Annotated in this window: 20 protein-coding genes and 2 tRNA genes; 4 read left to right on the top strand and 18 right to left on the bottom strand. The window is 68.7% G+C overall.

Translation table 11 applies throughout. The features are described from left to right. Nucleotides 1-253: 253 nt before the first annotated feature. The 7 genes from mreD to ACFWYS_RS30575 form a co-directional block, all read right to left on the bottom strand. Nucleotides 254-934 (bottom strand): rod shape-determining protein MreD, encoded by a 681-nt coding sequence (mreD, locus tag ACFWYS_RS30605; protein WP_384775810.1) that lies wholly within the window; start codon nt 932-934, stop codon nt 254-256. Nucleotides 935-947: 13 nt separating this feature from the next. Beyond that, nucleotides 948-1,973 (bottom strand): rod shape-determining protein MreC, encoded by a 1,026-nt coding sequence (mreC, locus tag ACFWYS_RS30600; RefSeq protein WP_384775808.1) that lies wholly within the window; start codon nt 1,971-1,973, stop codon nt 948-950. 198 nt (nt 1,974-2,171) lie between these two features. After that, nucleotides 2,172-3,191, bottom strand: a complete 1,020-nt coding sequence (locus tag ACFWYS_RS30595) for a rod shape-determining protein (RefSeq protein ID WP_004001297.1) — start codon at nt 3,189-3,191, stop codon at nt 2,172-2,174. A gap of 288 nt (nt 3,192-3,479) precedes the next feature. Further along, nucleotides 3,480-3,893, bottom strand: a complete 414-nt coding sequence (gene ndk / locus ACFWYS_RS30590; protein ID WP_030943193.1) for a nucleoside-diphosphate kinase — start codon at nt 3,891-3,893, stop codon at nt 3,480-3,482. Nucleotides 3,894-4,002: 109 nt separating this feature from the next. Next, entirely contained in the window at nt 4,003-4,359 is a 357-nt protein-coding gene (locus tag ACFWYS_RS30585) for a DUF4233 domain-containing protein (protein WP_272124974.1), read from the bottom strand. A gap of 9 nt (nt 4,360-4,368) precedes the next feature. Next, on the bottom strand, nt 4,369-5,856 hold the full coding sequence (locus tag ACFWYS_RS30580; RefSeq protein WP_384775805.1) for a bifunctional folylpolyglutamate synthase/dihydrofolate synthase: 1,488 nt from the start codon (nt 5,854-5,856) through the stop codon (nt 4,369-4,371). A 170-nt stretch (nt 5,857-6,026) separates the two neighbouring features. After that, nucleotides 6,027-8,651: a valine--tRNA ligase gene (locus ACFWYS_RS30575; RefSeq protein ID WP_384775803.1), complete on the bottom strand. Its 2,625-nt coding sequence runs from the start codon at nt 8,649-8,651 to the stop codon at nt 6,027-6,029. Nucleotides 8,652-8,787: 136 nt separating this feature from the next. Between ACFWYS_RS30575 and ACFWYS_RS30570 the strand changes: the two genes are divergently transcribed. Beyond that, entirely contained in the window at nt 8,788-9,783 is a 996-nt protein-coding gene (locus ACFWYS_RS30570) for a hypothetical protein (protein WP_384775801.1), read from the top strand. Nucleotides 9,784-9,856: 73 nt separating this feature from the next. Here ACFWYS_RS30570 and clpX read toward each other — a convergent pair whose 3' ends face one another. The 5 genes from clpX to ACFWYS_RS30545 form a co-directional block, all read right to left on the bottom strand. Further along, nucleotides 9,857-11,143, bottom strand: a complete 1,287-nt coding sequence (gene clpX, locus ACFWYS_RS30565) for an ATP-dependent Clp protease ATP-binding subunit ClpX (RefSeq protein WP_004001291.1) — start codon at nt 11,141-11,143, stop codon at nt 9,857-9,859. A gap of 179 nt (nt 11,144-11,322) precedes the next feature. Beyond that, nucleotides 11,323-12,003 carry an ATP-dependent Clp protease proteolytic subunit gene (locus tag ACFWYS_RS30560; RefSeq protein ID WP_308437638.1) on the bottom strand — a complete coding sequence of 227 codons (681 nt, stop codon included), beginning with the start codon at nt 12,001-12,003 and terminating at the stop codon, nt 11,323-11,325. A gap of 50 nt (nt 12,004-12,053) precedes the next feature. Next, nucleotides 12,054-12,662, bottom strand: coding sequence for an ATP-dependent Clp protease proteolytic subunit (locus tag ACFWYS_RS30555; protein WP_187284805.1), 609 nt, complete (start codon nt 12,660-12,662; stop codon nt 12,054-12,056). Nucleotides 12,663-12,919: 257 nt separating this feature from the next. Then, a complete protein-coding gene (gene tig / locus ACFWYS_RS30550; RefSeq protein ID WP_384775799.1) occupies nt 12,920-14,314 on the bottom strand; it encodes a trigger factor in 1,395 nt (464 codons plus the stop codon). Between the two features lie 210 nt (nt 14,315-14,524). Continuing rightward, nucleotides 14,525-14,601 (bottom strand) — tRNA-Pro (locus ACFWYS_RS30545). 132 nt (nt 14,602-14,733) lie between these two features. Between ACFWYS_RS30545 and ACFWYS_RS30540 the strand changes: the two genes are divergently transcribed. Beyond that, nucleotides 14,734-14,804: transfer RNA gene (locus tag ACFWYS_RS30540), tRNA-Gly, on the top strand. 83 nt (nt 14,805-14,887) lie between these two features. On the opposite strand, the gene ACFWYS_RS30535 is transcribed toward ACFWYS_RS30540, so the two are convergent. From ACFWYS_RS30535 to ACFWYS_RS30525, 3 genes are all read right to left on the bottom strand, one after another. Next, nucleotides 14,888-15,295, bottom strand: a complete 408-nt coding sequence (locus ACFWYS_RS30535; protein WP_384775797.1) for an SseB family protein — start codon at nt 15,293-15,295, stop codon at nt 14,888-14,890. Nucleotides 15,296-15,493: 198 nt separating this feature from the next. Next, nucleotides 15,494-17,623 (bottom strand): PQQ-binding-like beta-propeller repeat protein, encoded by a 2,130-nt coding sequence (locus tag ACFWYS_RS30530; RefSeq protein WP_384775795.1) that lies wholly within the window; start codon nt 17,621-17,623, stop codon nt 15,494-15,496. 103 nt (nt 17,624-17,726) lie between these two features. Next, nucleotides 17,727-17,921, bottom strand: a complete 195-nt coding sequence (locus tag ACFWYS_RS30525; RefSeq protein WP_030044846.1) for a hypothetical protein — start codon at nt 17,919-17,921, stop codon at nt 17,727-17,729. A 540-nt stretch (nt 17,922-18,461) separates the two neighbouring features. Between ACFWYS_RS30525 and ACFWYS_RS30520 the strand changes: the two genes are divergently transcribed. Next, nucleotides 18,462-19,673 (top strand): acyltransferase family protein, encoded by a 1,212-nt coding sequence (locus tag ACFWYS_RS30520; protein ID WP_384775792.1) that lies wholly within the window; start codon nt 18,462-18,464, stop codon nt 19,671-19,673. Between the two features lie 93 nt (nt 19,674-19,766). On the opposite strand, the gene ACFWYS_RS30515 is transcribed toward ACFWYS_RS30520, so the two are convergent. Both ACFWYS_RS30515 and ACFWYS_RS30510 read right to left on the bottom strand, forming a co-directional pair. Then, nucleotides 19,767-20,216 carry an HD domain-containing protein gene (locus ACFWYS_RS30515; protein WP_384775821.1) on the bottom strand — a complete coding sequence of 150 codons (450 nt, stop codon included), beginning with the start codon at nt 20,214-20,216 and terminating at the stop codon, nt 19,767-19,769. A gap of 79 nt (nt 20,217-20,295) precedes the next feature. After that, complete coding sequence (locus tag ACFWYS_RS30510) at nt 20,296-21,477, bottom strand: PP2C family protein-serine/threonine phosphatase (protein WP_384775790.1); 1,182 nt, start codon at nt 21,475-21,477, stop codon at nt 20,296-20,298. 162 nt (nt 21,478-21,639) lie between these two features. On the opposite strand from ACFWYS_RS30510, the gene ACFWYS_RS30505 reads away from it, so the two are divergent. Next, nucleotides 21,640-22,896, top strand: coding sequence for a GNAT family N-acetyltransferase (locus ACFWYS_RS30505; RefSeq protein WP_384775788.1), 1,257 nt, complete (start codon nt 21,640-21,642; stop codon nt 22,894-22,896). 16 nt (nt 22,897-22,912) lie between these two features. On the opposite strand, the gene ACFWYS_RS30500 is transcribed toward ACFWYS_RS30505, so the two are convergent. Then, nucleotides 22,913-23,722, bottom strand: coding sequence for an Fpg/Nei family DNA glycosylase (locus ACFWYS_RS30500; protein ID WP_384775786.1), 810 nt, complete (start codon nt 23,720-23,722; stop codon nt 22,913-22,915). Between the last annotated feature and the right edge of the window lie 227 nt (nt 23,723-23,949).

Here is a 23,949-nt window from a genome sequence, read left to right as displayed (position 1 = left end):
CCCAGCGTGCCCAGCAGAGAGAGGACCAGGACTTGAATGACAACGAGCCGGATCTGGACGCGCGGCGTCCGGCCCGTCTCAGGGATATTGGTCACTGCCGCTTCCTCCCCCTCTCAGTGCGTGTACGAATGCGAGCCGTACAGGTTCGGGTGTTCGAGTGATGAACGCGAGTGTCTGTGTACGAGTGAGGAACGAAGGGCCCAGGAGCCCGGGTTCCGCCCGGCCTCACTCGTTCCGGTGAACTCTCCTGCGGTCACAGCCGCTTGACCCCCTTGATGCGCCCGGCGCGCGCCGTTCGCGCCCGCCCGGCCTTCATCTTCAGGCTGCCCAGCCCGCCCCGCTGGCTGCCGATGCGCAGGCCGGTGCCGCCGGAGAGCCAGCCGGAGGAGATGTTCGGCTTCTTCGCCTGGGAGTTGGTCTCGGCGAGCGGGTCGTTCTCCGCGCGCCGGGCCAGCGCCATGATCCCGGGCACCACGAACGGCGCGAGCAGCAGGTCGTACAGCGCGGCCGTGAACAGCAGACTGCCGAGGCCGACGTGGCGGGCGGCGGTGTCCCCGACGAGGGCGCCGACACCGGCGTACAGCAGCGTCGCGCTGATCGCGGCGACGACCACGACCACCATCGGCCCGGTGGCCGACTTCAGCCGGCCGCTCTCCGGCTTGATGAGCCCGGCGAGGTAGCCGATCACACACAGCACCAGCGCATAGCGGCCGGCGGCATGATCGGCGGGCGGGACGAGGTCGGCGAGCAGGCCGGCGCCGAAGCCGACGAGGGCGCCGCCGACATGGCCGTAGACCATGGCGAGGCCCAGCACGGTGAGGAGGAGCAGGTCGGGTACGGCGCCCGGGAGGTGGAGGCGGGAGAGCACGCTCACCTGAAGGACCAGGGCGACGACGACCAGGGAGGACGAGAGCAGGATTCGGTTGACGCGCATGGGGCTTCAGCTCCTACTGCTCTTGCTCGTACTGGTTCTGGGCATCCGCTGGAGGTTGGTACTGACCATCCGCCTGAGGCTGGTTCTGTCCGTCGGCCTGCGGCTGCTCCTGGCCGTCGCCCGGGAGCTCGGCGCCCGGGGTGACGGTGACCGTCACGGTCGGCCTCGGGGTCGGCTTGGGCTTGTCGGGGAGCACCGTGTTGCGTGGGTCGTGCTCGGGGGCCTGGACGACGACGCCGACGATGTCGAGCTTGCTGAAGCCGACGTACGGCGTGACGTACAGGGTGCGGGTCAGGTTGCCGCCGGAGGGGTCGACTCGTGAGACGACGCCGACCGGGACGCCGGGCACGAACGGCTTGTCGGCCTGCGAGCCGAAGGTGACGAGACGGTCGCCCTTCTTCACCTCGGCCTTGCCGTTGAGGAGTTCGACGCGCAGCGGCCGGTCGCCCTGGCCGGAGGCGAAGCCGAGCTCGTCGCTGGACTCCATGCGGGTACCGACGGTGAAGTCGGGGTCGTTGGCGAGCAGCACGGTCGCGGTGTTGGGGCCGACGGTGGTGACCCGCCCGACCAGCCCGTCCCCGTTCAGGACGGTCATGTCGCGCTTGATGCCGTCGTTGGCACCGACGTCGATGGTGATCGTCCAGGAGAAGCCCTGGGCAGCTCCTATGGCGATGACCTCGGCGCCCTTGATGCCGTACTGCCCCTTGCCCGCGATCTTCAGCATCTTGTCGAGCTGCTTCAGCCGGCTGCGGTCACGGTCGTCACTGCCGAGCTTCGCCTTGAGGGCGGCGTTCTCCTGCTCCAGCCGGGCGAGCCGGTCATGGCGCTCACCGGAGTCACGGATCGCGGCGACCGCGTTGCCGACCGGGTTCACCGCGGCCGACACACCGTCCTCGATCGGGCCGAAGACCGTGGCGGCGGCATGGCGGGCACCGTCGACCGGTGAATCCTCCCCACCACGGATGTCCACCGTGATCAGCGCGAACGCGATGGCGATCAGCAGCACCAGGAGCAGCCGGCTCTCTCGTGTGTCCCTCACGTGCGGCGGCCGTGCCCTTCCTCATAGGAATTCGGGAAACCCCCGGTAAACCCGCGGGGTTCTGTATACGGAGTTGACGGAGTTGGTACGCGGAGCTGGATGAGAAGTTTTGAGGCTCATCGGGGAGCTTATGCCTCCATATCAACGATCCGCCGTACGAGAGGAGATCATCCCGTACGGCGGAATCGAAGAGTTACCTCATCTGCGCGGCTGGGCGTCCAGCACCTGCTGCAACGCCTCGAACTCCTCGACGCACTTGCCCGAGCCGAGCGCCACGCTGTCCAGCGGGTCCTCGGCGATGTGGATCGGCATGCCGGTCTCGCGGCGCAGCCGCTCGTCGAGGCCGCGCAGCAGGGCGCCGCCGCCGGTCAGAACGATTCCTCGGTCCATGATGTCGCCGGACAGCTCCGGCGGGCACTTGTCGAGGGTCGTCTTCACGGCGTCGACGATCGCGTTGACCGGTTCCTCGATGGCCTTGCGTACCTCGGCCGCGGAGATGACGACGGTCTTCGGCAGCCCGGAGACGAGATCCCGGCCGCGGATTTCGGTGTGCTCGTCGGAATCGAGATCGTACGCCGAACCGATCGTGATCTTGATCTGCTCGGCCGTCCGCTCACCCAGCAGAAGGGAGTACTCCTTCTTGATGTGCTGGATGATCGCGTTGTCCAGCTCGTCGCCCGCGACGCGGATGGACTGGGCGGTGACGATGCCGCCGAGGGAGATGACCGCGACCTCCGTGGTGCCGCCGCCGATGTCGACCACCATGTTGCCCGTGGCCTCGTGGACCGGCAGGCCGGAGCCGATGGCCGCGGCCATGGGCTCCTCGATGATGTGCACCTGACGGGCGCCGGCCTGGGACGACGCCTCGATGACGGCGCGACGCTCGACGCCCGTGATGCCGGAGGGCACACAGACGACGACTCGCGGACGAGCCAGATACCGCCGCTTGTGGATCTTCAGGATGAAGTAGCGGAGCATCCGCTCGGTGATCTCGAAGTCGGCGATCACGCCGTCCTTCAGCGGGCGTACGGCAACGATGTTGCCCGGCGTGCGCCCGATCATCTTCTTCGCTTCGGCGCCGACCGCGAGGATGCCACCGGTGTTGGTGTTGATCGCGACGACGGACGGCTCATTGAGTACGATCCCGCGACCCCTGACGTACACCAGCGTGTTGGCGGTCCCGAGGTCGACAGCCATGTCACGGCCGATGAACGACATTGAGTTCCCCATCAGGATTCGTCTGGCCTTCCTGGGAGCTTTTGATGGCTTTTCAGGTCGGCGAAGTGGGTGCTGTGACGTGAAGGCTTCCATCGTAGACGCGCCTTCGCGAACACTGCGGGAGGGTCTTCGCCATTGTCAGCAGATGACGAACCGCCCCGCTTGTGGAGACGGGCCATCGGGGGCACTCGTTCCCTCGATCGCCACGCATATGCACACCGGTGTGGGGATTACCGGGAGCTACCGGAACTTCGGCCCCCCACACCTCGTTTTTACGACGGCTGCGAGCTACGCGCGACCCGGGAAGAAGATCTTCACCTCGCGCTCGGCGGACTCCTCGGAGTCGGAGGCGTGGATCAGGTTCTCGCGCACGATCACGCCGTAGTCACCACGGATGGAGCCGGGCGCGGCGGCGATCGGGTCGGTCGGACCGGCCAGGGCCCGCAGCCCCTCGATGACCCGCTCGCCCTCGACGATCAGCGCGACGACCGGACCGGAGGCCATGAACTCCACCAACGGCTCGTAGAAGGGCTTGCCCTTGTGCTCGCCGTAGTGCTGCTCCAGCGTCTCCTGGTCCAGGGTGCGCAGCTCCAGCGCGGTGATCTGCCAGCCGGCCTTGCGCTCGATACGGCTGATGATCTCGCCGGTCAGGCCGCGGCGGACAGCGTCGGGCTTGAGCAGGACGAGGGTGCGCTGGGTCACGGGAGGGCTCCTTCTTACAGCCGGTGGTGCGGTGGGATGAGGTTACAGGGCGTGTCCGCGCCCCTGTTACGCAGTGTCAGCTTGGACTGAAGCACCGCACGCGTTGTACTCAGGCGCCGGACGGGCTGGTTTTGTCACCCTGCGCCGCGAAGCGCGCCTTCGCCTCGTCGACCTTTCTTCCGAAATGCACCGACGCCCACCACAGCGCCGCGAAGATCACGCCCAGCACGAACATCGTGGGGACGATGAAGCCGGAGGCGATCAGCGCGATCTGCAGCGCCCAGCCGAGGGCGACACCGCCGGGGCGGGTCACCAGGCCGCACAGCAGCACGCACAGGAACATCGCGATTCCGCTGACCGTCCACACCTGCGCCATGGACAGGTCGGGGTCCTTCATGGCGACCAGACCGGCGAAGCCGATGACGAAGAACTCGCCGATCAGCGTCGAGGAACAGAGCGTACGCATTCTTCGGACTCAGCCCTTCCCCAGGAGCAGCCGGGCTTCGCCGACCGTGATGACCGACCCGGTGACCAGCACACCGCCGCCCGCGAACTCGCCCTCCTCCTCGGCCAGCGTGATCGCGGCCTCCAGGGCGTCCGGCAGCCGCGGCTCGACCTGCACCCGCTCGTCGCCGAACACCTCGACGGCGATGGCGGCGAGTTCGTCGGCGTCCATGGCGCGCTGGGTGGAGTTCTGCGTGACGACGACCTCGGCGAAAATCGGCTCGAAGGCCTCCAGCAGCCCCCGCACGTTCTTGTCGCCGCTCGCGCCCACGACCCCGATCAGCCGGCTGAAGTCGAACGCCTCCCCGATCGCGTCGGCGGTGACCCGCGCGCCGGCCGGGTTGTGAGCGGCGTCCAGCACGACGGTCGGAGAGCGTCGTACGACCTCCATCCGACCCGGCGAGGCGACGGCGGCGAACGCCTTGCGGACCGTGTCGATGTCCAGCTGCTCGGCCCGCGCGGCACCGACACCGAAGAACGCCTCCACCGCGGCGAGGGCGACGGCGGCGTTGTGCGCCTGGTGCGCGCCGTGCAGCGGCAGATACACCTCGGGGTACTCACCGCCCAGCCCGCGCAGCGTGACCAGCTGCCCACCGACGGCGACCTGACGTGCGACGACGCCGAACTCCAGCCCTTCACGGGCCACCGTGGCGTCGACCTCCACGGCCTTCTTCAGCAGCACCTGCGCCGCGTCCACCGGCTGCTGGGCCATGATCACGGTCGCGTCCTGCTTGACGATCCCGGCCTTCTCGGTGGCGATCTCACCCGGAGTGGAGCCCAGCCGGTCGGTGTGATCGAGGTCTATGGGGGTCACGACGGCGACATCACCGTCGATGACGTTGGTGGCGTCCCAGGAGCCGCCCATCCCGACCTCCACGACGGCGACGTCGACCGGCGCGTCGGCGAACGCCGCGTACGCCATGCCCGTCAGCACCTCGAAGAAGGACAGGCGGTACTCCTGCGAGGAGTCGACCATCTCGACGTACGGCTTGATGTCGTTGTACGTCTCGATGAAGCGCTCGGCGGAGATCGGGGCGCCGTCCAGGCTGATCCGCTCGGTGATCGACTGGACGTGCGGCGAGGTGTAGCGGCCGGTGCGGAGCTCGAAGCCGCCGAGAAGGGCCTCGATCATGCGGGCCGTCGACGTCTTGCCGTTGGTGCCGGTGATGTGGATCGAGGGGTACGCCCGCTGCGGCTCGCCCAGCACGTCCATGAGTGCGGCGATACGGCCGACCGAGGGCTCCAGCTTGGTCTCGCCCCAGCGCGTCGCCAGCTCCGCCTCGACCTCGCGCAGCGCCTTGTCGACCTCGGGGTCCTCGGGGCGCGCGGGTACGTCTGCCTGCGGCTGGCCGCCCTGGGTGCGCAGGGTTCGGCTGCCGGCCTCGATGACGGCGAGGTCGGGGTCGCGGTCGGTCTCGGCTTCGATGATCTCGTCGAAGGGGTCGTCGCTCTCACTCACGGGGTCAGTCTACGGAGGGGGACTGACAGTGCGCCCAGGGAGTGGGGTGGTGCGGGTTGACGGGCGGCCAACGGTCGGTGGGGGGCGGTCGCGCAGTTCCCCGCGCCCCTGAGTGGGCAAAGGCCCCCTGTGCCACATCGCACAGGGGGCCTTCAGTCACGTAAAGCGGCTCACGCTTCCGGCAGGCGCTCCAGCTGCGCCGCGATCCGCGCGATGTCCTCCTCGGCCTTCGCCAGACGGCCGCGGATCTTCTCCACGACGTTGTCCGGTGCCTTCGCCAGGAACGCCTCGTTGCCGAGCTTGGCCGTGGCCTGGGCCTTCTCCTTCTCGGCGGCGGCGAGGTCCTTCGCGAGGCGCTTGCGCTCCGCTGCCACGTCGATCGTGCCGGAGAGGTCGAGGGCGACCTCGGCGCCGGCGATCGGGAGGGTAGCCGTCGCCGTGAAGTTCTCACCCTCCGGCTGGAGGCGCAGCAGCTGGCGGATGGCCGGCTCGTGCGGGGCGAGAGCCGTGCCGTCGAGGGTCAGGCGGGCCGGGACGCGCTGGCCCGGCTGCAGGCCCTGGTCGGCACGGAAGCGGCGGACCTCGGTGATGACCGACTGGAGCGACTCGATCTCCTGCTCGGCGCCCTTGTCACGGAAGCCGCTGTCGCCCGGCCACTCGGCGATCACGATCGACTCGCCGCCGGTGAGGGTGGTCCACAGCGTCTCCGTGACGAACGGGACCACCGGGTGCAGCAGCTTGAGGGTGACGTCGAGGACCTCGCCGAGGACGCGCTTGGAGACTTCGGCCGCCTCGCCGCCCGCCTGGAACGTCGTCTTCGACAGCTCGACGTACCAGTCGAAGACCTCGTCCCACGCGAAGTGGAAGAGGGCGTCGGACAGCTTGGCGAACTGGAAGTCCTCGTAGAAGGCGTCGACTTCGGCGACGACCGAGTTGAGGCGGGAGAGAATCCAGCGGTCCGTGGACGACATCGCCGACGCGTCGGGCAGCGGGCCGTCCACCGTCGCGCCGTTCATCAGCGCGAAGCGGGTCGCGTTCCAGATCTTGTTGGCGAAGTTGCGGGAACCCTGGACCCAGTCCTCGCCGATCGGGACGTCGACACCGGGGTTCGCACCACGGGCGAGAGTGAACCTCAGCGCATCGCTGCCGTACTTGTCCATCCAGTCAAGGGGATTGACGGCGTTCCCGAAGGACTTCGACATCTTCTTGCCGAACTGGTCGCGGACCATGCCGTGCAGGGCGATGGTGTGGAACGGCGGGGTGCCGTCCATCGCGTACAGGCCGAACATCATCATCCGGGCGACCCAGAAGAAGAGGATGTCGTAGCCGGTGACCAGGACGGAGTTCGGGTAGAACTTCGCGAGCGACTCGGTCTGTTCCGGCCAGCCGAGGGTGGAGAAGGGCCACAGGCCGGAGGAGAACCAGGTGTCGAGGACGTCGGTGTCCTGACGCCAGCCCTCGCCGGTCGGGACCTCGTCGTCGGGTCCGACGCAGACGACTTCGCCGTTCGGGCCGTACCAGACCGGAATCCGGTGACCCCACCACAACTGCCGCGAAATACACCAGTCGTGGAGGTTGTCGACCCAGTCGAAGTACCGCTTCTCCATCTCCTGCGGATGGATCTTGACCTTGCCGTCGCGGACCGCGTCACCGGCGGCCTTGGCGAGCGGGCCGACCTTGACCCACCACTGCATGGACAGGCGCGGCTCGATGGTGGTCTTGCAGCGCGAGCAGTGGCCGACGGAGTGGACGTACGGCCGCTTCTCGGCGACGATCCGGCCCTCGGCGCGCAGCGCGGCGACGATGGCCGAGCGGGCCTCCAGGCGGTCCAGGCCCTGGAAGGGGCCGTGGGCGGTGATGACCGCGTGCTCGTCCATGATCGTGATGGCCGGCAGGTCGTGCCGCTGGCCGATCTCGAAGTCGTTCGGGTCGTGTGCCGGGGTGACCTTGACGGCGCCCGTGCCGAACTCGGGGTCGACGTGGGTGTCGGCGACGACCGGGATCGAGCGGTCGGTCAGCGGCAGCCTGATGAGCTTGCCGACCAGGTGCTTGTAGCGCTCGTCGTCCGGGTGGACGGCGACGGCGGTGTCACCGAGCATCGTCTCGGCACGGGTCGTGGCGACGACGATGGTCTCGTCGCCGTCGCCGTACTTCATGGAGACGAGCTCGCCGTCGTCGTCCTGGTACTCGACCTCGATGTCCGAGATGGCGGTGAGACACCGGGGACACCAGTTGATGATGCGCTCGGCGCGGTAGATCAGCTCGTCGTCGTAGAGGCGCTTGAAGATGGTCTGGACGGCCTGGGACAGCCCCTCGTCCATGGTGAAGCGCTCGCGCGACCAGGCGACGCCGTCACCGAGGCGCCGCATCTGGCCAGAGATCTGCCCGCCGGACTCGCCCTTCCACTGCCAGACCCGCTCGACGAAGGCCTCACGGCCCAGGTCGTGCCGGGACTTGCCCTCCTTGCCGAGCTCGCGCTCGACGACGTTCTGCGTGGCGATACCGGCGTGGTCCATGCCGGGCTGCCACAGCGTCTCGAACCCCTGCATACGCTTACGACGCGTCAGCGCGTCGATGAGGGTGTGCTCGAAGGCGTGCCCGAGGTGCAGGCTGCCCGTGACGTTCGGCGGCGGGATGACGACGGTGTACGGCGGCTTGTCGCTCTTCGCGTCCGCCTCGAAGTAACCCCGCTCTACCCAGCGCTCGTACAGCGGCCCCTCTACATCGGCCGGCGCGTACTGGGTCGGCAGTTCGGTGTGGGGCGCTGTTGGCTGCTGCTGAGCGTTCTCGGTCACCCGCTCAGTTTAGGGGTGCCGCAGCGGTGTCCCGAAACGCGTTTGTTCTGTAACGGTGCGCCCCCCGATGCAACGTGCTTCACCTGCCTGCGCCAGGATGTCGGGAACACATAAACATCTGGAGGGGAACCCAGAAATGAGCTACAACCAGCCGGGCCCGTACGGCGGGCAGCCCCAGCAGCCCGGTCCGTACGGCGGGCAGCCGCAGCAGCCCGGTCCATACGGCCAGCAGCCGCAGGCGCCCCAGCCCGGCTACGGCTACCCCCAGCAGGCTCCGCCTCCCCAGCCCCAGCCCGGCTACGGCTACCCTCAGCAGCCCCCGCAGGGCGCCCCGCCCCAGCCGCCGTACGGCCAGCAGCCCGGCTACGGCCAGCAGCCGCCGTACGGCCAGGCCCCGTACGGGGTGCCGCAGCCGCCGGCTCCCGGGGGCGGCGGCAAGAAGGCGGGCATCATCATCGGCTCGGTGGCCGTCGTGGCCGCGATCGCGGTCGGCGCGTACTTCGTGCTCGGCAGCGGCAGCGGCGGCGCGGGCAACCTTGAGGACGACGGCGCGCACAAGCTGGCCGCGCCGGAGAAGGTGCTCAGCGAGTACAAGCGGATCGGCGACGGCAACGAGGCGGCCGGTGCTGACGACTCGGCGTCGGAGCTGGAGAAGAGCGGCGTCAAGAACGCCAAGAGTGTTGTCGTTGCCTACTCGACCGCGGACCTCTCGGGCTACGACACCAGCGACCCGAGCTCCGCGCCCGACCTGACCGAGTTGGCGACTGCCAAGAGCATCTCCTACGCGGGCGCCTACGGCGAGATCTCCGACCCGGAGAAGGCTCTGGACGCGTTCTTCGCGAACTTCAAGAAGGGTGCCGAGGAGGGCTCCTCCTCCGGCAGCGGCGCCGGCAAGACCGAACTGGTCGGTGAGCCGGAGGCCGTCGACATCGACGGTGCGGTCATGAAGTGCCAGGCGGCCAAGGGCCAGAACCTGATGACCAAGAAGGAGCAGACCAACTGGTTCTGCGCCTGGGCCGACTACAGCACCCTGGCCCTGGTGTCGCCGGGTGATGCCGCGGGCGAGGTCAGCAAGGACACCGCGGTCGACCTCACCACGAAGCTGCGCGCCGAGATCCGCGTCAAGGCCTGACGCCCGGCACTCGGCAATGGCGAAGGGCCCCGGTCGGTCGACCGGGGCCCTTCGTGCGTCTTCGTCCGCGGTACTACGCCGTCTTCTGCTCGCCCGATCCCCGCCCCCGCGCATCCCGCGGAATCAGCGTCGGGTTGACGTTGGAGTGGACGACGTCGGCCGTGATGACGACCCGCGCGACGTCCTTGCGCGAAGGCACCTCGTACATCACCGACATCAGCACCTCCTCCATGATGGCGCGCAGGCCTCGCGCACCCGTCTGGCGGAGGATGGCCTGGTCGGCGATGGCCTCCAGGGCCTCGCGCTCGAAGTCGAGCTCCACGCCGTCGAGTTCGAAGAGGCGCTGGTACTGCTTCACCAGGGCGTTGCGCGGCTCGACCAGGATCTGGAGGAGCGCCTCGCGGTCGAGGTTGTGGACCGAGGTGATGACCGGGAGGCGGCCGATGAACTCGGGGATCATGCCGAACTTGACCAGGTCCTCCGGCATGACGTCCTCGAACTGGTCCTTGGCCTCCAGCTCGCGCTTGGAGCGGATCGTCGCGCCGAAGCCGATGCCCTTGGCGCCGGCCCGGGACTCGATGATCTTCTCCAGACCGGCGAACGCTCCGCCCACGATGAACAGGACGTTCGTCGTGTCGATCTGGATGAACTCCTGGTGCGGGTGCTTGCGGCCGCCCTGCGGCGGGACCGAGGCCGTGGTGCCTTCGAGGATCTTGAGCAGGGCCTGCTGGACGCCCTCGCCGGACACATCCCGGGTGATCGACGGATTTTCACTCTTCCGCGCGACCTTGTCGATCTCGTCGATGTAGATGATCCCGGTCTCGGCCTTCTTGACGTCGTAGTCGGCCGCCTGGATCAGCTTCAGCAGGATGTTCTCGACGTCCTCGCCGACGTAGCCCGCCTCCGTCAGCGCCGTGGCGTCGGCGATGGCGAACGGGACGTTCAGCATGCGGGCCAGGGTCTGCGCGAGCAGCGTCTTGCCGGAGCCCGTGGGGCCCAGGAGCAGGATGTTGGACTTCGCCAACTCGATGGCGTCCTCGCGGCTTTGACCGCCGCCGTTCTCGCCGGCCTGGACGCGCTTGTAGTGGTTGTAGACGGCGACGGACAGCGCCTTCTTGGCCGCTTCCTGGCCGACCACATAGCCCTCTAGGAACTCGTAGATCTCACGAGGCTTGGGGAGTTCCTCCCAGCGCACCTCGCTGGTCTCCGCGAGCTCTTCCTCGATGATCTCGTTGCAGAGATCGATGCACTCGTCGCAGATGTACACACCAGGGCCTGCGATGAGCTTCTTGACCTGCTTCTGGCTCTTGCCGCAGAACGAGCACTTGAGCAGATCGCCGCCGTCACCGATGCGTGCCACGGTGTGCTTCCCCTTCGCCTGGGAGACGCCTGGACGTTTTCGAATCCAGCGGCTCCTGGTGCTGCCTTATGTCGACGGTACCTTGCCTGGCCCCCCGTTCGGGCCCCCCTTGGCGCGGTTCACTTTGACGTGCACCATCCCAAACCGTGCCAAGGGGCAGCAGACAATACCGGTCCGCGTCAGCGAACGTCGGCGTTGTTCATCTTCCGCGTGGAGATGATCTGGTCGATCAGCCCGTACGACAGCGCGTCCTCGGCCGTGAGGATCTTGTCGCGCTCGATGTCCTCGCGGATCTTCTCGATCGGCGTGGTGGAGTGCTTGGCCAGCATCTCCTCCAGCTGCGAGCGCATCCGGAGGATCTCGTTGGCGGCGATCTCCAGGTCGGAGACCTGACCGCGGCCGGTCTCGCTGTACGGCTGGTGGATCAGCACGCGCGCGTTGGGCAGCGCCATGCGCTTGCCGGGCGAACCGGCGGCCAGCAGGACGGCCGCTGCGGAGGCGGCCTGGCCCATGCAGACCGTCTGGATGTCCGGCTTCACGAACTGCATCGTGTCGTAGATCGCCGTCAGCGCGGTGAAGGAGCCGCCCGGGCTGTTGATGTAGACCGAGATGTCCCGGTCGGGGTCCATCGACTCCAGGCACAGCAGCTGCGCCATGACGTCGTTGGCGGAGGCGTCGTCGATCTGCACGCCGAGGAAGATCACGCGCTCTTCGAAGAGCTTCGCGTACGGGTCGTACTCGCGGATGCCCTGCGAGGTGCGCTCGACGAAGCGGGGGATCACGTACCGGGACTCGGCGACGGGGCCCGCGTACTCGGCGCGCGTGCGGTCGTACAGGCCGCTGCCGGGGAAGTCGTTCACTGTCTGTCTCCTAGGGGCTGTGGCGGTCGGCTGAGGGCTGTCCTGGGGCTTCAGGCCCCGGTGCCGCCGCCGCCCGGGATACCGGCAGCCGTGGTGATGACGTCGTCGATGAGGCCGTACGCCTTGGCCTCCTCGGGGTCGAACCAGCGGTCGCGGTCCGAGTCACGGGTGACCTGCTCCACGGTCTGGCCGGTGTGCTGGGCCGTGAGCTCGGCCATGCGCTTCTTGGTGTGCAGCAGGCGCTCGGCGTGGATCTTGATGTCCGAGGCCGAACCGGCGAGGCCGGCGGAGGGCTGGTGGATCAGGATCTCGGCGTTCGGCAGCGCGAAGCGCTTGCCGGGGGTGCCCGCGCTGAGCAGGAACTGGCCCATCGAGGCGGCGAGGCCCATGGCGATCGTCATCACGTCGTTCTTGATGAACTGCATGGTGTCGTAGATCGCCATGCCGGCCGTGATCGAACCGCCTGGGCTGTTGATGTAGAGATTGATGTCCTTGTCGGGGTCGGCCGCGGCAAGGAGCAGCAACTGTGCGGTGATCTTGTTCGCGATGTCGTCGTCGACCGGCTGGCCGAGGAAGATGATCCGCTCGTTGAGCAGCCGGTTGTAGACCTGGTCGCCGAGACCACCGCCGATGGAGGGTTCGCCGGCGGCGGAGGGCATCAGATTCGTCACGTATCCACCTGCTCGTCTTACGACGGCGCCGGGCCGTCTCACGTGTTCTGCGTGGGCAACGGGGACTCCCCTGCCCTCATACTCATGGACCCTAACGCGGTGGTCCTGTGCTGCAATCCCGGTTCTGCGGGTGTTCGCCGGGGGCGTAGCGCCACAGGGGCGTCGGTGCACGGACGTACGAAAGAAGGGCCCCGGGGATTTCGCCTCCCCGGGGCCCTTCCTACGAGCTGTGCGGCGCCGTGGGCTCAGCCCTCGGACTTCTCCTCGGCGGCCTCGTCGGCGGTGCCCTCGGCGGCCTCGACCGTCTCGGTGGCCTGCTCGACCTCGTCCTCGTCGTCCAGGTCGATGACCTCGCCGTTGGTGTCCTTGACCGTGGCCTTCTCGACCACGACGGCCAGGGCCTTGCCGCGGGCGACCTCGCCGACCAGCAGCGGAACCTGGCCGCCCTCGACGACCGCCTGGGCGAACTGGTCGGGGGACATGCCGGAGGAGGCGGCGCGGCGCATGAGGTGCTCGGTGAGCTCCTCCTGGTTGACGTTCAGCTTCTCCTGCTTGACGAGCTCGTCGAGGACGAACTGCGTCTTGATGCCCTTGACCGCGGCTTCCTTGGTCTCGGCGTCGAACTCTTCCTCGGTCTTGCCCTGGATCTCCAGGTACTTCGCGAGGTCGAGGCCCATCTGGCCGAGCTGGTGGTGCTCAAGGTTGTGCTTGCGGGTGTTGATCTCGTCCTCAAGCAGCTTCTCGGGGACGGGCACCTCGACCAGCTCAAGCAGCTTCTCCAGGACGCGCTCCTGGGCCTGCGTGGCCTGGTCGTACTGCTTCATGTTCTCAAGGCGCTTGCGGCTGTCGGCCTTGAGCTCTTCGAGGGTGTCGAACTCGGAGGCGAGCTGCGCGAAGTCGTCGTCCAGCTCGGGGAGTTCGCGCGCGGCGACCTGGGTGACCTTGACGGTGACCTCGGCCTCCTTGCCGGCCGCGGAGCCGCCCTTGAGCTCGGAGGTGAAGGTGGCCTCGCCACCGGCCTCCACGCCCTTCACGGCGTCGTCGATGCCGTCCAGCAGCTCACCGGAGCCGATGGTGTAGGAGACGCCGGAAGCGACGCCGTCCTCCAGGACCTCGCCGTCGACCTTGGCCTCCAGGTCGATGGTGACGACGTCGCCGTCCTCGGCGGCACGCTCGACCGGGGAGGTGGACGCGAAGCGCTCACGCAGGTCGGAGACGGCCTTCTCGACGTCCTCCTCGCTGACCTCGACGGCGTCGACCTCGACCTCGATGCCGGAGTAGTCCGGGATCTCGATGGCGGGGCGGATGTCGACCTCGGCGGTGAAGTTCAGCGTCTCGCCGTCCTTCAGCTCGGTGATGTCGACCTCGGGCTGGCCCAGGACGTTGAGCTCGGCCTCGTTGACCGCCTCGGTGTAGAACTTCGGAAGCGCGTCGTTGACCGCCTCCTCCAGGACCGCACCGCGGCCGAACCGCTGGTCGATGACGCGGGCGGGGATCTTGCCCTTGCGGAAGCCCTTCACCGTGACCTGCTGGTTGATCTTCTTGTACGCCGCGTCGAGGCTGTCCTTGAGCTCCTCGAAGGGCACCTCGACAGTGAGCCGAACCCGGGTCGGGTTCAGGGTCTCCACGGCGCTCTTCACGGTTCGGTCTCCTTGTGGCTGACTTCTTGGGTTCTGCCGGAGCCAGACTGGTCCGGCGGATTCGCCGCCCGGAGAACTTCGTGACTTCAGTACGGAGAGACACACGGGCGTGCAGCTTGCATAGTAACGGCAGCGGCGACACGCCCCAAAGGCGATCACTGGACGCGATCACCCGAGGTCGTCACGCGTGTGGCCGGTGTTCACCGGTCGTGGTCGGGGTGGCGGGATTTGAACCCACGGCCTTCCGCTCCCAAAGCGGACGCGCTACCAAGCTGCGCCACACCCCGTGCTGGTGCGACACGTAGGGTACATGCCCGCAGGCAGTGGGGCCGCCGCATTTACGGGGTGTGCGACGAGGGGTGCCGACCCGCTACGATGCCTTCAGTGCCGCGGTCACCTGACCTGCGGCGCGTCACTGTGCGGGCGTAGCTCAATGGTAGAGCCCTAGTCTTCCAAACTAGCTACGCGGGTTCGATTCCCGTCGCCCGCTCTGAACGGCTCAGGGCCAGGTCAGAGGATGATTCCTCCGCCTGGCCCTGATCGTTTCCGGGGGCTCCGAGCACGGACCTGGGATCACACGAGGCAGCGGCCGAGCAGCCACCGGGCCCTGCGCGCGGAGAGGGTCAGCTCGTCCTCGTCACCGGCGTCGATCACCAGCACGACGTCATCATTCGGCCAGCGAGCGGCCAGGTCCCGCAGGGTGACAGGCCTGTAGCAAGGCACCTGAGGAAAGGCTCTGAGCAGCCGTTCCTCCGAGGTGAAGACCATGACCGCGCCGGCGTCATCGACACTTTCGATCACCGGCAGCACAAGCCGGACCAGTTCACTCTGGTCACGCGTGTACCGAATCCCGCCGATCGCGGGGATCAACACGTCACAGCCTGCCAGCGCTTCCAGCGCCGGCAGGTCCACGGCGGCGGACAGGTCGTGCAGCGCCTTCCGCGCGACCGATTCGAAGACCTCTGCCGGGATCTCAGTCATAGCGCCGCACCCTTTACACAGAGCCAGTCACCGACGACGGATCGTCAAGGTCCGACTACCCGCGATCGGTCCGATCATGCGGTGAGGCACGCCCCCGTGTGCGATCGAGGCCGAATCGACCTCATGGCAGGACTCCGCGAGTCGCGCTGGACCATCCGTGCGAACGAGATGGCCGAATTCGATGGGGCCGCAGCCGACCTACGTGCCGAGACCGCGCACGTCCACCGAGTACACCGAGCGGATGCCGTACGGGACGTAGAGGGCGTCGCCGCGCAGGATCGGGGTGGAGCCGGTGTAGACGAAGACCGGGTCGGTGCGGACGTCGCGGCCGGGGACGGTGTGGAGTTCCTTGCCGGTGCGGCGGTCCAGGACGGCGAGGCGGCCGCCCGGGGACGCGATGAAGACGTGGGTGTCGGAGACCGCCGGGGCGCCGGGGCGTTCCACGGAGGAGGGGGTGCTCCACAGGGTGCGGCCGGTGGCCGGGGCGATGGCGCGGACCTCGCCGCTGTTGAGCGTGAAGTAGAGGACGCCGTGGCTGAGCACGGTCCGGGAACCCGATGGCACGGCGAGGGCCAGGGGGACGTGGTGGTATCCGGCGCCGTCGGTGTCGAGGAGGGTGACGCGGCGCTGGGCGGGGAGGGATTCGTCGCCGTTCGGCTGTCCGAGCAGGACGAGGCGGTCGCCGCTGCGGCCGGCCAGCGTCAGCCCGCCGGGGATCCTGGCCGTCCAGCGTGGCTTGCCGGTGGCCGGGTCCAGTCGGGAGACGGTGGTGCGCTCGTCGTTGCTGTCGGTGCACTGGAGGTAGCCCACGCCGTCCACGGCACGTACCTCGCAGGCGTCCCGGGCGGGCCCGGAGCGCTTCCAGCGGGGCTTTCCGGTGGCCGGGTCCAGGAGGACGTACGTGTTCTCCTCCCCCTCGGACAGCAGGAGCAGGCCCTCGGGGAGGAGCTGGGCGCTGCCCTGCTCGGCGGAGGGCGCCATGCCGGGCAGGGTCCTGCTCCACCGCAGGGCTCCGGTACGGGCGTCGAGAGCCTGGACGGCGTACACGGACACGTCGCCGCCGTTGGGGTTGCGGGACCGGTTGGCGAAGGTGAAGATCCGGTGGTTCCCGGCCCCCAGCAGTTCGCCCTCGTAGCTGGAGGAGCTCGGATCGGGGTGGTCCTCGACCGGGCGGCTCCAGTCGACCTTCCCGGTGGCGAGTGAGAAGCGGGCGGCCTTGATGCTGTCGCCCGCGCAGATCAGCCCGCCGTCGAGGGCGGCGCAGGACGAGAAGGGGCCGCTGTCGCCGCCGTACTTGTTGTCGTCCTTGGCCTGCCAGGCATGCCATCCCGCGGGCAGGTCCCGCTCGGCCGGTGTCGGCTCGGCGTTGACGGCCACGAAGGTGACCGTGGTCGCGGCGGCCAGGAGCAGGGCGCTCAGGGCCGAGATGAGCAGCAGCCGTCCGCGGCGCCGGCGGCGGGGCGGGGGCTCTCCTTCGGTGGACGTGCCCGGTTCCGGGGCGGGGCGCGGGTCGGGGAGGCGGCCGTCGCGCAGGAGGGAGAGGAGTTCGCCGGTGGCGGGACGGGACTTTGGGTGCTTTTCCAGACAGAGGCGGATGAAGGGGAGCAATTCATCCGGTACGCCGTCGAGTTCCGCGTCTCCGTCGACGACCCGTACGGCCGTCTCGTAGGGGCTCGGGCTGTCGAAGGGGCCGCGTCCGGTCGCGGCGTAGGCGAGGACCGAGCCGAGGGAGAAGACGTCGGCGGCCGGGCCCACGTCCTGCGGGGAGGAGAACTGCTCGGGGGACATGAAGGGCGGGGTGCCCATCACCCGGCCGGTCTGGGTGAGGACGTCGGAGGCGGCGAACTCGGCGGCGCGGGAGATGCCGAAGTCGATGACGCGGGGGCCGTCCTCGGCGAGCATGACATTGGCCGGTTTCAGATCCCGGTGGACCATCCCGGCGCGGTGGATGTCCCGCAGCGCCTCCGAGAGACCCGCGGCGAGTTCGCGCAACTCGGGCAGCGGCAGGGGGCCGTGGCGGCGGACGTGGGTGCCGAGGTCCTCGCCGGGGATGTAGAGCGTGGCCATCCAGGGGCGCGGCGCGTCGGCGTCCGCGTCCACGACGGGGGCCGTGAAGGCACCGCTGACCTGACGGGCGGCGGCCACCTCGCGGCGGAAGCGGGTGCGGAACTCGTCGTCGTCGGCGTACTGCGCGTGCACGACCTTGAGGGCGAGGCGGCGGCCGGAGGCGGAGCGGGCCAGGTACACCACGCCCATGCCACCGGTGCCGAGGCGGTCCTCGATCCGGTAGCCGCCGACCTCCGCCGGGTCCGTTTCGCGCAGCGCCATCCCGTACGTCCCCCGTCCGCACCGTCGTTCCGTAACGTTCGACGATCACGAACGAGGGTATCCGTACCCCTCCGAGGCGCCCCGGAGACCCAGGAACCAGACCCTAGAACTGGATCGAGTTGATGGTCTCGGCTATCGAGTTGAGGAAGCGCTGGATGTCGTCGGCCATCCCGGTCGAGGCCAGGAAGAAGCCGAACAGCACGGCTACGACGGCGGGGCCGGCCTTCAGGGATCCGCCACGGATCAACACCACCAAGATGATCGCCAACAGCAGTACCACTGACAGCGAAATGGCCACAACAGATCACACCCTCGGTCGGTCCGCTCTCCCGGCCAGGGGATGCAACCCCACGCACCCCCGCCAGAACCATCGTGCCACCAACCGGGCCCCGCTATGCGGCACGTGACGTTTCGTTCGCCACACCTGTGCCGGATCTGTGCGGACCGTCGGCACGAACCGACCTCTCACCTTGTGCCCGTACAGCATTTCGGCGGCACACCCGCGTAGAGAATTCGGCGGGATCGTTTCCATCGCCACACAACATGTTCGCCGGTATTTCGAATTCTCAACACGGTGATCATTTAATCGGCGTCACCTCCTGGCCATATGCACTACTTAGTCCGGATGAATCCGGACAATGAGGATGACCAACAGGTGTCTGCCAGGTGCATGTTCGCTGTACATGCTTCGTCGAACGCAATAACCACGAACGACCTCGGGGGTTTTACGAAATCACACAGACAACGCTAGGGTGCCTCAGATGTTCCACGCTGCCTCGTCCCCCGCATGCGCAGCGACGTCCCGGATCGACTCCCCCGGCTTCCGGTGGGAGGGTCTGTGACGAACTCGCTGCGACCGCACGGCCACAACAGAGCGCCACTCCCCCCGGCACAGCAGTCGGCGGACGGAGTGCCGAGTCCGCGCTCGCCGCAGAACCAGCAGAACAAGAAGGCTCAGGCGGACAACAGACCCGCGTCCGGCGGTGCCACGCAGCGCGACGCGTTCTTCGACAACGCCAAGTACCTGGCGATCGTGCTGGTCGCCATAGGACACGCCTGGGAGCCGATCAAGGGCGACAGCCGCATCCTGGAGGCCGTGTACACCGTCGTGTACACCTTCCACATGCCGGCGTTCATCATCATCTCCGGCTTCTTCTCGCGCAGTTTCGACGCCAGCCCCAGCCGGATGAAGCGGCTGATCACCGGCGTCGCCGTGCCGTACATCGTCTTCGAGGCGGCGTATCCGCTCTTCAAGCGCTGGATCGACGACGACCCGAGCCAGGACATCAGCCTCCTGGACCCGTGGTACCTGACGTGGTTCCTGTGCGCGCTGTTCATCTGGCGGATGACGACCCCCATCTGGAAGATGGTGCGCTGGCCGCTGCCGATCGCGCTCGGCCTCGCCATGGCGGCGACGGTCACGCCGGAGATCGGTGACGACCTGGACCTCCAGCGGGTGCTGCAGTTCCTGCCGTACTTCGTGCTGGGTCTGATCATGAAGCCCGAGCACTTCCACATGGTGCGCACCCGCACGGTGCGGATCCTGTCGGTGCCGGTGTTCGCGATGGCGCTGGCCTTCGGCTGGTGGGCGGTGCCGCGGATGAACACCGCGTGGTTCTACCACCGGGACGCCGCGCAGGAGCTGCACGCGCCGTGGTGGAGCGGGCCGGTGATGGTGCTGGCGATGTTCGGCTGTTCGCTGCTGCTGACGGCCTGCTTCTTCGCCTGGGTGCCGCGTCGCCACATGTGGTTCACGGCGCTGGGTGCGGGCACGCTGTACGGCTATCTGCTGCACGGCTTCGTGGTGAAGGCCGGTGACTACCAGGGCTGGTTCGAGCCTGCGTGGCTGCACCGGCCGCTCGGCGAGATCTTCGTCACCGTCTGTGCGGCCGTGGGTGTCACGCTGCTGTGCACCAAGCCGGTGCAGCGGGTGTTCCGGTTCGCGATGGAGCCCAAGATGGAATGGGCGTTCAAGCGGGATGCGGCGGAGTTGGCCCGGGAGCGCGAGAAGCGTGAGGGGGCGGGGGCGCGCGAGAAGGTCAGCGCCTGACCGTGGCTCCGGCCCAGCTCCGGCTTCGGTCTGGCTCCGGCTCTGGCCCAGCCCCGGCTTCGGCTCTGCGCAGATCATTCACATCGAGGAGAGTCACTCTCCGGGCGGTTCGACCAGACCGAGAAGTGCGTGCATTCGTGCGTACTTCTCGGTCAGTCGTTTCCGGGTCGTCTCGTCCAGGGCCGCCAGGCGGGCCGGGTTGGCGTTGTGTGCCAGGTCCGACTGTTTGACCAGGAGGGCGCCGGGGGTGGCGAGGATGCGGGCCGCGTACGCCTCGGGGGGCTCGCCGGGTCGTTTGGTGAGCGCGCGGACGATGTCCTTCGTACGGCGGGTCAGCGCGGCGTCGTCCAGCCACTGCTCGGAGAGTGCGTCGTCCTCCACGGCGTCGTGCAGCCAGGCTGCCGCGATCTGGTCATCGTCGCCTCCGCGGGCGCGTACGCCGTCGGCTACGGCCCTGAGGTGCTCGGTGTAGGGGCGGCCCGCCTTGTCGGTCTGGGTGGCGTGGGCGGTGCGGGCGACGGCCTCCACGGCGGACAGGGGCATGGGGGTTCGGGGTGTCTCGGTCACCCGCACAGTGTCTCGCCCCCGCCGCCCCAGACCTCCGCTCCGGCCCTTGACAGGGTCAGCGGGTTGTTGTCTGGGCCGTTGGGCCCTCTCGGCAGATCAGGAGGAGGGCTCGGTCGTCGTTGACGTCCTTTGCCACCGCTTCGATCAGGTGCCAGGCCGCTCCGTGGAAGCCGCCGGCGACATAGCGGTCGGCCTCGCCGGTGAGGCGGTCTATGCCCTCGACGATGTCCCGGTCGGAGGTTTCCACCAGGCCGTCCGTGAAGAGCATCAGGACGTCGCCGGGGCGCAGTGAGCCCTTCACCGGGTCGAACTGGGCACCGTCGTAGACGCCGAGCAGCGGGCCCTCGGCCGCCTTCTCCTCCCAGCGGCCGCTGCCCGCGCTCAGTTGCAGGCCCGGCGGGTGGCCCGCCGAGTACAGCTCGTAGTCGCCCGAGTCCAGGTCCAGGACCAGGTGGATCGATGTCGCGAAGCCCTCGTCCCAGTCCTGGCGGAGCAGATAGCCGTTCGCCGCGGGGAGGAAGGCATGCGGGGGCAGGCTGCCCAGGAGGCCGCCGAAGGCCCCGGAGAGGAGCAGGGCGCGGGAGCCCGCGTCCATGCCCTTGCCCGACACGTCGGTCAGGACGACCTCCAGGGTGCGGCCGCCGTTCGTGCGGGCCGCCACCACGAAGTCGCCGGAGAAGGACTGCCCGCCCGCCGGACGCAGCGCCATCTCGCGGTGCCAACTGTGCGGCAGCTGGGGCAGCTTGCTCTGCACACGGATGCGTTCGCGCAGGTCGAAGAGCATCGTGCCGCCGCGCCGCCAGGGCACGCCCACCCGGCTGCGGAACTGCGCGATCAGCAGGCCGAAGAAGCCGCAGGCGGCCACGACCAGGACGACGCCCGGGGTGACGCGGGACGGACCCTCCGTGTACGGCCCGAGCTGCACCGACTCCACGATCAGGGCCGTCGCCGCCGCCGCGTACAGGCCCAGCAGGCTCGCCGGGCGCAGCAGCAGGCCGCCCGCCACGATCGGCAGGACCAGCGCGGCCGGTGAGAACCACACCGGGTTGGCCATCGTCACGGAGCAGATCAGCGGCACGGTCAGCAGCAGGCCGGCCAGCGCGATCCAGTCCGAGCCGTCGCCGCGGAAGTAGTCCACGGCGCTTCTGCGCACAGCGACACGGGCCCGGTGCCACTGCATCTTCAACCGGGCCATGAACGTCTCGGCCGCCGTGCGCCGCTCTCGTCCTGCTGCCATTAGTTCGGGACCCTATCCATCGGACCAGCTGCTTGGCACGGGAGGTCCCACTTGTCCCCCGTCCGAGGTTCAACTTCACAGTGAACTTCACGGAAAGCGGCCTCGCCGCCGCCACCGAGAAATTCCCTCGCTCGTCCCGCAATGCCCTGGTAGGCATGATTCATGGCGAATGACAGTACGAGCGAGACCGGTCGTCCCGAGCTACGCGTGGTACGGCAGGACGAGTGGAGCATTTGGTACGACTCCCTCATCCGCGCCTTCGGCGGGGTTCCGGAGTCTGCCGACGAGCAGGAGTTGTGGGACTCGCTCCTTGACCTCGACCGTTCTATCGGCGCCTGGGACGGAGACGTCTGCGTGGGCACGGCGGGGGTGTTCGCCTTCCGGCTCACCGTGCCGGGCGGCGCGTCGGTACGCGCGGCCGGGGTGACGATGGTCAGCGTCGCCGCCACGCATCGCCGGCGTGGCGTTCTGACGTCGATGATGCGTCGGCAGCTGGAGGATGTGCGGGGCTGGGGCTGGCCGCTGGCCGTCCTGACCGCCTCCGAGCCGGAGATCTACGGCCGGTTCGGGTACGGCATCGGCAGCTTCCAGGTGAACGCCGAGATCGACACGACGCACGCGCGGCTGTCCGTGCCGCCCGGCACCGATGACGTACGTCTGCGGTACGCCGTACCGGCCGACGTCCTCGACGTGTGCGAGTCGGTGTACGCGCGCAGGGTGTCCCGTCGGCCGGGGATGCTCGCGCGGCAGCCCGGCTGGGAGCGGCTCGGGCTGCTCGACCCGGAGAGCGAGCGGGAGGGCGCGTCGCCGCTTCAGTGTGTGCTGGCGGAGCGGGACGGTGAGGTCGTGGGGTACGCGCGCTTCCACGTCAAGCCGGAATGGGATGACAGCGGGCCGAAGGGTGTCGTGCGGTTGCGGGATGTCCAGGCCCTCGATCCGGCGGCGCAGGCCGCGCTGTGGCGGTTCCTGTTCGACATCGACCTGACGTCCACGGTGAAGGCGTACGCGCGGCCGATGGACGAGGCGTGGCAGTACCAGGTGTCCGACATCCGGCGCTGCGGTGTGCGGGTGCGGGACGCGCTTCACGTACGGCTGGTGGATGTGGGGGCCGCTCTGGAGGCGCGGACCTATCAGGCGCCGGTGGATGTGGTGTTCGAGGTGGAGGACGCCTTCTGTCCCTGGAACGCGGGGCGTTGGCGGCTGTCCGGGGATGCCAAGGGTGCGTCGTGCGAGCGTACGACGGAGGCGGCCGATCTCTCCCTGTCCGTACGGGAGTTGGGAGCGGCCTATCTCGGTGGGGTGAGCCTGGCGGCGCTGGGGGCTGCCGGGGGCGTGCGGGAGGTGCGGCAGGGGGCGTTGGCCGAGGCTTCGGTGGGGTTCGGGTCGGCTGTGGCGCCGTGGTTGCCGCACGGGTTCTGACGCGGGGGCGGCTTCCCTACGGTTGCTGGCAGTTCGGGCACCAGAAGAGGTTGCGGGCGGCGAGGTCGGCGGTGCGGATCTCGCTGTCGCAGATGTGGCAGGGCAGGGTGGCCCGTCGGTAGACGTAGACCTCGCCGCCGTGGTCGTCCACGCGCGGTGGGCGGCCCATCGCCTGCGGGGTGTGTTCGGGGCGGACGGTGTCGATGCGGTTGTTGCGGACGCCCTCGTGCATGAGGTCGACCAGGTCCGTCCAGATGGCGTCCCATTGCGCGGGGGTGATGTCCTTGCCGGCGCGGTACGGGTCGATGCGGTGGCGGAAGAGGACCTCGGCCCGGTAGACGTTGCCCACGCCCGCGATGATCTTCTGGTCCATGAGCAGGGCGGCGATGGTCGTGCGGCTGCGGGAGATCCGGCGGTATGCCTGGTGCGGGTCGGCGTCGTCGCGGAGGGGGTCCGGGCCGAGGCGGTCGTGTATCGCCTGCTTCTCGGTGGGGGTGATCAGGGCGCAGGTGGTGGGGCCGCGGAGGTCGACGTATGCGGTGCTGTTCGCCAGGCGGAGGCGGACGGTGTCGGTGGGTGGGGGTGCGGGGGTGGCGCCGAAGTTGACTTTGCCGAAGAGGCCCAGGTGGATGTGGATCCAGTCGGTGTCGCGGAAGCCGAGGAAGAGGTGTTTGCCGTGGGCCTCGGTGTGGGTGAGTTCCGCGGTGTCGAGGAGGTCTGCGGCGTCGGAGAACTTGCCCTGGGGGCTGGTGACGTGGGGGGTCGTGCCGAGGAATGCGGTGGCGTAGTCCTGGGCCAGCCGGTGGATGGTGTGGCCCTCGGGCACGGTGGCTCCCTTGTCGTGTGCGGGTGGGTCGGGGTGCGGACCGGTTTTTTCGCCCCCGCCGCCCCTACCCGTCCCATCCTCCAGGGGCTGCCGCCCCTTCGACCCCGCGCCCTCCTGGGGGCTGCGCCCCCAGACCCCCGCTCCGGCCCCCTGAGGGGCCTTGTCCTCAAACGCCGGACGGGCTGAATGGGCGCTGGCCGGCGTTGGGGAGTGGCCGCCTTGTTCCC

The organism is Streptomyces sp. NPDC059010, from assembly GCF_042740355.1.
Taxonomy (GTDB): domain Bacteria; phylum Actinomycetota; class Actinomycetes; order Streptomycetales; family Streptomycetaceae; genus Streptomyces.
The sequence above is the reverse complement of the archived record's forward strand: the minus strand, read 5'-3'. Positions and strand labels throughout refer to the sequence as shown.

Excerpts from the sequence above, each read along its gene's own strand:
- mreD (WP_384775810.1), bottom strand. The coding sequence starts at position 934 with ATGCGCGTCAACCGAATCCTGCTCTCGTCCTCCCTGGTCGTCGTCGCC.
- ACFWYS_RS30595 (WP_004001297.1), bottom strand. The coding sequence starts at position 3,191 with ATGTCGTTCATCGGCCGTGACATGGCTGTCGACCTCGGGACCGCCAAC.
- ACFWYS_RS30585 (WP_272124974.1), bottom strand. The coding sequence starts at position 4,359 with ATGCGTACGCTCTGTTCCTCGACGCTGATCGGCGAGTTCTTCGTCATC.
- ACFWYS_RS30570 (WP_384775801.1), top strand. The coding sequence starts at position 8,788 with ATGAGCTACAACCAGCCGGGCCCGTACGGCGGGCAGCCCCAGCAGCCC.
- ACFWYS_RS30555 (WP_187284805.1), bottom strand. The coding sequence starts at position 12,662 with ATGCCCTCCGCCGCCGGCGAACCCTCCATCGGCGGTGGTCTCGGCGAC.
- ACFWYS_RS30535 (WP_384775797.1), bottom strand. The coding sequence starts at position 15,295 with ATGACTGAGATCCCGGCAGAGGTCTTCGAATCGGTCGCGCGGAAGGCG.
- ACFWYS_RS30530 (WP_384775795.1), bottom strand. The coding sequence starts at position 17,623 with ATGGCGCTGCGCGAAACGGACCCGGCGGAGGTCGGCGGCTACCGGATC.
- ACFWYS_RS30515 (WP_384775821.1), bottom strand. The coding sequence starts at position 20,216 with ATGCCCCTGTCCGCCGTGGAGGCCGTCGCCCGCACCGCCCACGCCACC.
- ACFWYS_RS30510 (WP_384775790.1), bottom strand. The coding sequence starts at position 21,477 with ATGGCAGCAGGACGAGAGCGGCGCACGGCGGCCGAGACGTTCATGGCC.
- ACFWYS_RS30505 (WP_384775788.1), top strand. The coding sequence starts at position 21,640 with ATGGCGAATGACAGTACGAGCGAGACCGGTCGTCCCGAGCTACGCGTG.